The sequence below is a fragment of the Deinococcus sp. Leaf326 genome, assembly GCF_001424185.1.
Lineage (GTDB): Bacteria > Deinococcota > Deinococci > Deinococcales > Deinococcaceae > Deinococcus.
In genome coordinates this window covers 1-7,584 of sequence record NZ_LMOM01000058.1, presented here as the reverse complement: position 1 = coordinate 7,584, position 7,584 = coordinate 1, and the positions used below count along the sequence as shown (strand labels likewise).

At 63.2% G+C, this 7,584-nt stretch carries 8 protein-coding genes; 3 read left to right on the top strand and 5 right to left on the bottom strand.

The features are described 5' to 3' along the window. Window positions 1-721: 721 nt before the first annotated feature. The 3 genes from ASF71_RS16615 to ASF71_RS16605 all read right to left on the bottom strand — a co-directional run bounded on the left by ASF71_RS16615 (window position 722) and on the right by ASF71_RS16605 (window position 4,025). Complete coding sequence (locus ASF71_RS16615) at window positions 722-1,321, bottom strand: ATPase, T2SS/T4P/T4SS family (RefSeq protein ID WP_235514553.1); 600 nt, start codon at window positions 1,319-1,321, stop codon at window positions 722-724. A gap of 65 nt (window positions 1,322-1,386) precedes the next feature. Then, a complete protein-coding gene (locus ASF71_RS16610) occupies window positions 1,387-3,459 on the bottom strand; it encodes a GspE/PulE family protein (protein WP_056302321.1) in 2,073 nt (690 codons plus the stop codon). Next, window positions 3,456-4,025 (bottom strand): hypothetical protein, encoded by a 570-nt coding sequence (locus ASF71_RS16605; protein ID WP_056302320.1) that lies wholly within the window; start codon window positions 4,023-4,025, stop codon window positions 3,456-3,458. Before ASF71_RS16605 ends, ASF71_RS16610 begins: the two co-directional genes overlap by 4 nt. Before the next feature lie 157 nt (window positions 4,026-4,182). On the opposite strand from ASF71_RS16605, the gene ASF71_RS16600 reads away from it, so the two are divergent. Further along, complete coding sequence (locus ASF71_RS16600; RefSeq protein WP_056302319.1) at window positions 4,183-4,803, top strand: HD-GYP domain-containing protein; 621 nt, start codon at window positions 4,183-4,185, stop codon at window positions 4,801-4,803. Here ASF71_RS16600 and ASF71_RS23075 read toward each other — a convergent pair. Together ASF71_RS23075 and ASF71_RS16590 are read right to left on the bottom strand one after the other, a co-directional pair. Further along, complete coding sequence (locus ASF71_RS23075) at window positions 4,720-5,205, bottom strand: DUF2227 family putative metal-binding protein (RefSeq protein WP_082506130.1); 486 nt, start codon at window positions 5,203-5,205, stop codon at window positions 4,720-4,722. The genes ASF71_RS16600 and ASF71_RS23075 overlap by 84 nt on opposite strands. Window positions 5,206-5,431: 226 nt before the next feature. Then, on the bottom strand, window positions 5,432-6,436 hold the full coding sequence (locus ASF71_RS16590) for a tyrosine-type recombinase/integrase (RefSeq protein WP_056302317.1): 1,005 nt from the start codon (window positions 6,434-6,436) through the stop codon (window positions 5,432-5,434). Window positions 6,437-6,772: 336 nt separating this feature from the next. Here ASF71_RS16590 and ASF71_RS16585 point away from each other — a divergent pair, with 336 nt between their 5' ends. Further along, complete coding sequence (locus ASF71_RS16585) at window positions 6,773-6,958, top strand: hypothetical protein (protein WP_056302316.1); 186 nt, start codon at window positions 6,773-6,775, stop codon at window positions 6,956-6,958. Window positions 6,959-7,186: 228 nt separating this feature from the next. Next, window positions 7,187-7,507 carry a helix-turn-helix transcriptional regulator gene (locus ASF71_RS16580; RefSeq protein ID WP_056302315.1) on the top strand — a complete coding sequence of 107 codons (321 nt, stop codon included), beginning with the start codon at window positions 7,187-7,189 and terminating at the stop codon, window positions 7,505-7,507. The last annotated feature ends 77 nt before the right edge of the window (window positions 7,508-7,584 follow it).

Sequence of the window (7,584 nt, the reverse complement as noted above, 5' to 3'; positions counted from 1 at the left end):
AGAATGCGGGCACGCTCCCAGAGAGGCTGTGACTTCGACACTCCCAGACTCTCGCGTCTGGGAGCGCTTTTTTCGTCTTATGCAGGTGCAACTCCTGAGTTCTCTCCTCCAGACCCCACCGCTTCATCTGCTGCAGCTCCTGGTTTTCCTGACCCATACTCCGAGTGTACCCATGTCTTGACGTTAGATGCGATTGGGGTGGCGTCTCGGTCCTACGGGTAGACTGGTCCTCTACCTCTGTCTGTTGCATATGTTTTAAAACTAACTAATAAAGATAAATGTTGCAACAACAAGGAAGTTTTGAAAACGATGTCCTACACGATGTTTTTGGACCCAATCGAACGAACTAGCACCGGTAACCGAACGAACTAGCACCGGTAACCGAACGAACTAGCACCGGTCGGGTCCGACCAGTCGAACGAACTAGCACCGGTAACTGAACGAACTAGCACCGGTCGGGTCCGACCAATCGAACGAACTAGCACCGGTAACCGAACGAACTAGCACCGGTCGGACCCGACCAACCGAACGAACTAGCACCGGTAACCGAACGAACTAGCACCGGTCGGACCCGACCAACCGAACGAACTAGCACCGGTACATCGGGAAGGTGACTGTACGTTTGAAGACCGATTGCGTAGTTGGAATGTGAGTTGAGCGGGGGAGGCAGCGCCTCCCCCGCTCAGTGTTCTGGTGATTCAGGCGAACTGGGGCGCGCGGTTCAGCGCCCGGAGATTGACCAGGCCCGCCACACGCGGAACTTCTTCAGCTTGCAGACCACGTTCTCCACTGTGATCCGCACCTTGACACAGCTCGCGAGCGTGGTGGACTTTCCGCTGCCGGTGGGGCCAGTGACGAGGACAAGACCGCGCTTCTGCCTCATCGCGTACTCGAGGCCGGTCGTGAGGTGCGTGGTGTGCCCGGGTACCTCGTCGAGGGTGTCGTCCAAGAGGCGGAGCTTGTCGAAGGTGGGGATTTCGCGGGGGAGGGGACGCAGCACAAGATACGGCCGGCCGTTCTCTTTGCCGCCAGAGACCCGGAAGTTGTAGTTGGCGGTGCTGGTGCGGTAATCCGCGTCCCAGACGCCTTCCTCGGGGATGGTCTTGTACCGGACGTTGCGGCAGATCTTGCCGTGGAGGTGGGTGACGGTATCACCGCTGAGGATGTCGTACTGCTTCTGCGCTCGCCAGGCGCCCATGATGTTGGCGAGGGGATGCTGACCGGTCACGAGTTTGATGTCACTGGCACCGGAGTCGGTGAGGTCGTCGAGCAAGCGGTGGATGACATCGGGGGAAACGGGGGACGACGTGGCTAGGGACATGCGAAACCTCGGGAGCGAGTCAAAAGCGAGAAGGAAGGGGACAGGACCACCCAGACGGGTGTGGGTTAGCGGGTACTGCGGAGCACGCTCCGGAGGTTCGCCTGGTGGGCGGCCACCTTATGCAGGGCGTCGTGATGCAGGGAGACCATGCCCTGCTCTCTGGCGATGCGCTCGATAACGGTGGGGTTGTCCTCGATGATGGCCTGGCGGAGTTCGGGCGTCATGGCCAGGACTTCGTGGATGGCGATGCGCTTGTAGTCGCCGTTGCCGTCGCAGCGGGGGCACTTGTGCCCGTCGCGGAGGCCGGTGCCCCGCAGCATGGTGGGGTTGACCATGCCCGGCAGGACGTACTGCTGGGGCAGGGGTTCTTCGACGCTGCAATCCGGGCAGGGCTGCCCGACCAGACGCTGGGAGACGACCAGCCGTAGGTTCTCGGCGATGAGATAGGACGGGATACCCAGATCCTTGAGACGGGTGATCGTGCCGATAGCGCTGTTGGTGTGGAGGGTGCTGAGCAGCAGGTGGCCGGTCTGGGCGGCGGACATGCTGATCTCGGCGGTTTCCTCGTCGCGGATTTCGCCGACGAAGATGATGTCCGGGTCCTGCCGGAGGGTGGCGCGGAGCACGAGCGCGAAACTCAAGTCCTGCAGAGGGTCTTCACTGCGCCGGATCTCGGTTTGCACCATGCCGGGCTGCTCGTACTCGATGGGGTTTTCAATCGTGGCGATCTTGAGGGCGGGGTCGTTGAGGGTGCGCAGGGCACTGTGCATCAGGGTGGTCTTGCCGCTGCCGGTGGGACCGGTGACGAGGATCATGCCGTTGGAAGCGGTCAGGGCCTCCTGGATCAGGGCGAGGTTGGCCGGCGTGAAGGCGCTCTGTTCGAGGGTGGGGAGCTCCTCCACGTCCTGAAGAAGTCGCAGGACAATGTTTTCGCCGTGCATCTGGGGGGTCGTCGAGACGCGCAGGCGCAGTTCCTGGGTCTTGCCGTTGTACTGGATGGGGATGTTGATGCGGTTGTCCTGCGGGATGCGCAGTTGTAGGTTCATCTGCGCCATGATTTTGACGGCGTTGATGGCCTGGGCGCGGAGTTCTTTAGGGATGGTGCCGCGCAGGATCAGGTTGCCATAGAGGCGCTCGCGGATCTGGAGGCCGTCTCGTTCGGGCTGCAAGTGAAGATCGCTGGCGCTGTTGGCGGCGGCTTCCTGCAGGGCACTGATGATGCGGTCGCGTGCGGGGCTGTCCAGATCGGCGCCCAGGGTCTCGGTGGACTGGCCTTGTGCATCCTGTCGGCGCGTGATGGCGGCTTTCTCGAGGCGCTCTTCCTGGGCGCTCCGATGGTAGAGGCTGAGGATGAGCTGGTCGATGGCCTGCGGTGTAGTGACGGCCGCGACGACCTGAAGGCCTTTGGCCTGAAGTTCGTCCTCGATGACCTGGATGGGGTACGGGTCAGTAGGGTCACTTTGCAGAACAGTGAGGACGTTGCCGGTTCTGGAGTGCGGGACGATTTTGAAGCTGGTGATGATGTGGGCACTGATGTCGTTGCGGACGTTGGCGTGCGGGGGGTTGCCCTGGGTGTCGATGTACGCCGCACCTGAGAACAGCGCGTAGGCCTTGGCGAGATCGACGGGAGTGATGCGGCCGGTGTCGAGGAGAACGTCCTGATAGGACATCATGGTCAGTTCTTCCGGCGTGAGGTTCCCGACGCCCAGCCGATAGAGGGCGTCGAGGACGGTCCGCATGGGGCGCTGCTCATTGGTCGTGCTGGCGAGGGGGCTGGCGTGGGGCAGTGGGGTGGGTGGGGCGAGGGGCGCGTACGCCGCGATGCCCTGGATGTACTCTTCGACGGCGTGATCGAAAGGGTCCCGCGCGGCCCAGGCCTCGACGGCGTCGCAGATGCCGACGTAGAGATTGAGGTCGGCAGGCACATCCGCAGCGGGTTGGGGGTGCTCGGCGATGGGGTAGCCAGCGATCTGGAGGGCACCGGTGAGATGACCCTCGGGGATGCCTTGCCTGCGGGCGAGGGCAAGAGGGGAGAGGCCGAATTGCTGGAGGCTAGTGGTGTTGTGGCCGTACTGGGCGAGGGCGGCCAGGAACGGAGTGATGTATTGGGCAGTAGCGGAGTCCGGCAATGTGGTCATGACAGGTCCTTGACGGGGGAAGTGAGTGGGGTGTGACGCGCGGGGCGGGCAAGAGCAAACAAGAGGAAAAGTGCGGCGGCAAGTGCGCCGGCGCCCAGATTGAGCGTGGCTCCTGTGATGAAGCACAGAAGGGTCAACATCCCGAGCAGCCCTGGGAGCAGTGCTGGAGTCACCCACGGAAGAGCGGTCCACTGCGCGCGGCTCAGCAGGCCAGGGGTCAAGCCGATCAAGGCCGCGAAGGCCAGACCGGAGAGACCACCGATCAAGGGACTGAGGGCGATCAGCAGGAAGCAGAGCGCAGCGAGACCGAAGGCTGGGACACCACCCAGAGCGGGGTGAGGGTCCTGCGGAGTGTGGACAAACGCGCAAAACGAGATCGTCACGGCGAGGAGGGTCAAGCCCGCGGCCGCCAGGAGGGACTCGGGGAGGGGCATCACCGCGAGACCGAGCACGAGGATGGCCGGGAGGATGAGCACCACGGGGTGAGCGCCAGCGACTCGGGCGGTGGTGGCGCCCGTCACACCGCCGAGGAGCAGGGCACAGGTCAGGAAGAGGTCGTTCGTCACCACTTCAGAGTGCGTGTCGTTGGGGTGGCGCGCACGCCCCCCAGGACTCCGGTGTTCGGGGAGGTGGGGACGGCGGTCACCCCAACGACAGGGACAGTGGAGGTATGCCTGCACGTTGCCTGACGTTTCCTGAATTGCTTATCCGGACAGTGGTGGCATGAGCCTGACGCTGACGCTCCCGGACTTACCACCAGCGCTGCTGACGCTGGTGCTGCAGCAGCCTGATCCGGATCATGCGGTTGGGGTGGCGGCACTGGCCACCCGTTGCGCTCCAGCGTTGGGGCTTGACCCAGTCACGACGTATCTGGCCGGGTGGTTGCATGACCTGGGCAAGTTGGCCGTTCCCCAGGATCTTCTACAAGCCTGCCGCCCCCTGACGGTGGCGGAAAGGCTGATGGTCCAGGCGCACCCGGTCGAAGGGGAAAGCTTGGTACGCAAGGCCTGGCCAGAAGTGCCTGTAGAGATCGTGCACGCCGTTCGGCATCACCATGAGCGGCTGGACGGACGGGGCTACCCGGAAGGCTTGTCGTCTCTGCCCGTGCTGACGATGTTGATCGGGGCGGCCGACGTGTATGACGCGCTGACCCATGACCGCTGCTACCGCCCTGCCGTTGGGGTGGCGGCAGCGGGGGAGGTACTGCGTGACCTGGCGCTGTCTAGAGAAGTGGTCGAGGTGGTCTTGAAGTGCGGGAGTTTAGGATCGTCTGGGTCGCGGTCGTCGTGCGGAGGTCGCGCGCCGCTGGCCGGGCAATGCGGGGGAGATCCCGTCGCACAGTAAGTGAAGCCACTGGGCGATGAAGTACCCAATGCCGACAAGCGCGATGAGGCGCCAGCTGACATTGGGGAAAGGGAACGTCTGCACTCGGGAGATGAGCCAGAGGACGGGAGCGACCCAGAGAGCGAGGTACAGCAGGCGGATCGTGGGACCGAGCAGATAGGTGTGGGACATGCCGCGGTGCTTGGAGAGGGCGGCGTAGGGGGCCCAGATGAAGCGGAAGGGTCCCCAGTTGCGGCGGGCGTCGTTCAGACGGAGGTCAAGGTCTGGGGTGACGAGCAGGGTGCCGAAGGCGAGGCCTGCGGCCAGGGCAGCCGCTGTTTGCGGGTAGCCAATAAGCGCAAGGGCGCCGCACCCGAGAACGGTGCAGACCGTATTCACCGCGGTGTGTTGATAGCCATGCATGGCATCAGCGTGCCCGTCGTTGGGGTGGTCGGTGGCTATGAGCGCTGGGCAAGGCGCGGTACCACTCACTGGCTGACCTGCTGCGTCCAGGCGTGGATGATCTGTACCAGCGCGGTCGGCGCGTGCGGATTTGCGTAGGCCTGCTCAGGTGTGGGGCCGGAATGCGCCAGATCGCGGTGTACCACGCGTGGGCAGATGACCGCAGGGTGCACAGCGCCAGGGAGAGTTACCAGTCGGTCATCTCGTCGGAGGCAGCATCAGAGGCGACAGCAGCGTAACTGTTGCGGGTCGTGTCGACAGAGCTATGCCCGAGGAAAGCGGCGACGGTGGCCAGGTCGCCCGTGCGCTTGAGCAGTTTTGTCCCGGCATGCTTCCGGGCGGCGTGGAAGCCACGCCAAGGCACCCCAGCTTGGGCGAAGGGGGTCTTCATGGCGTGGACGGCATTCTGGACGGTGCGGTACCGGAAGGCCTGGAGGTGGGGGGTGGTGCGGCGGCGCTGGCCATTCTCGTCGTTCTGGTGGGCTTCGCCGCCGGGGCCGTAGAGGACGCGGTACTGGGTGGCGGCCTCGACGAGGCGGGCACTCATAGGGACGGTGCGGCTCTTGCGGCCTTTGCCGGTCACGCGGAGGCGTCGGCGCTCGAGGTCGAAGTCGGCCCAAGTGAGGGCGAGGGCCTCGGCGATGCGCAGGCCGGCGTGTGCGGTGAGCAACAGCAGGAAGCGGTCATGGGGGGAGGCGTGCTCAAGCACACGCTCGATGTCCTGCTCTGTGTAGGGCGGCCGCTTCTCCAGGCCAGTGGTGTGGTCCTTGGGAATGCGGACGTCCTTGAAGGGATCAGCTTCGGTGGCGCCGGCCCAGCGCAGCGCGCGGTAGAGACAGCGAGCGGCGGCGATCTTGAGTTGGACGCTGGCGGGTTTGCGGCCCTGGGCGAGGAGGCTGCTGACGTAGTGCTGGGGGGCGTGGCGGCTGGGGCGCAGGATGCCGATGGCGTGGGCTTGGGTGTGGGCGACGTACTGGCGGATACCGATGCGGTAGGCCTCAATGGTCTTCGGGCTGGTGAGGACGCCGCTCCCGCCGAGGTGGGCGAGGTAGGCAACGGAGAGGTCGGTGAGGGCGGCCGCATCCTTATCGCGGGCGGCGAGGGTGGCGCGGCGTTTGAGCTCGTCATCATGGAGGTTGATCCAGGTAGTGGTCTGGGTGAGGAGATCGGAGGTGACTTGAGCGAGGGTCATAGCCCATTATTTAAGTTCTAGACCGCTGAGGATCAGCGCGATAAACACGACCAGGCGGCGAGCATCCAGAGGGAAAGCAGCTCGCTCTGCGGGTTACAAAGTAGCGTGAGGATGTTGTCAGCTCGAGGGTGGATTTATCGTAGAAACACCCTGCTGGAGCCGAATTTTTGCTCCCCCCAAGCGTTTTGAAGAGGAGAGGCCACCCCAAAAACGTGTGGGGAGCGATTCAGATCGCTGGTGCGCTCTGATGAGCTAGGAGGGGTAAGGACTTGGGGGTGGAGGTGGGCTACGCATCAGCTCACTACCTGAGCTGAATAGACTGCTGAGCGGACTGATATGCGGCAGAACATAGAAATGGACGGCGCGGCAGCATGGATCGTGATAGAGGCTGTGCTCCGACGGTTGGTGGAGCGAGGTCTGATGACCTGGGACGAGGTCGACGTCTTGATCGCGAGCGCCGAGGAGAAGGCCCGGCAGAAGGTGTTGGAGGAGTACAAAGCGGAGCGATTCCGACGGTCCTAAAATGCCCCCTGCGTAGGGGCGCTCTGGAACTGGGAGGCGGCTTTTGATCTAAAACGCTTGCAGTTTTACTCCTGCTGAACTTGATAAAGGGACGGTCTGCGGGGAGCGGCGGGGAGGGGATAGGGATGCTGTATTCCAGATACTCTTAATATGCCTTTACAAGAATATTCCTCTAGTAGTATATTCTAGTTATGCCTGCCTCCGTCCGGGGCAAAGGAGGATATTCTGATGAACACCGCCATCATGAGCACACTGGCCGAGCCACACCGTCTACACATCGTAGAGTTGCTGCTCCAAGAATCGCTCACGGTCGGCGAGATTGCTGCGCGCTTGGGGTTGCGTCAGCCCCAAGCATCCAAACATGTCCGTGTACTGGTGGATGCAGGCATGGTGAACGTGGAGGCAGTCGCCAACCGCCGCATCTGCCACCTGCGCGCCGAACCGTTCCGGGAACTCGACCAGTGGCTCGCAGCGTATCGACAACTCTGGGAGGCGCGCTTTGATCGCCTGGACGAGTATCTAGACCAGCCGGTAATGCTCCAGAGATGACTTCCAGAACCTGACCCTTGTGATGCGAGGGACGAGCAGACTGGAGATCACCATGGGAAAGCAGAGAAAAGTCTGGA

Excerpts from the sequence above, each read along its gene's own strand:
- ASF71_RS16615 (WP_235514553.1), bottom strand. The coding sequence starts at position 1,321 with ATGTCCCTAGCCACGTCGTCCCCCGTTTCCCCCGATGTCATCCACCGC.
- ASF71_RS16610 (WP_056302321.1), bottom strand. The coding sequence starts at position 3,459 with ATGACCACATTGCCGGACTCCGCTACTGCCCAATACATCACTCCGTTC.
- ASF71_RS16600 (WP_056302319.1), top strand. The coding sequence starts at position 4,183 with ATGAGCCTGACGCTGACGCTCCCGGACTTACCACCAGCGCTGCTGACG.
- ASF71_RS23075 (WP_082506130.1), bottom strand. The coding sequence starts at position 5,205 with ATGCATGGCTATCAACACACCGCGGTGAATACGGTCTGCACCGTTCTC.
- ASF71_RS16590 (WP_056302317.1), bottom strand. The coding sequence starts at position 6,436 with ATGACCCTCGCTCAAGTCACCTCCGATCTCCTCACCCAGACCACTACC.
- ASF71_RS16585 (WP_056302316.1), top strand. The coding sequence starts at position 6,773 with ATGCGGCAGAACATAGAAATGGACGGCGCGGCAGCATGGATCGTGATA.
- ASF71_RS16580 (WP_056302315.1), top strand. The coding sequence starts at position 7,187 with ATGAACACCGCCATCATGAGCACACTGGCCGAGCCACACCGTCTACAC.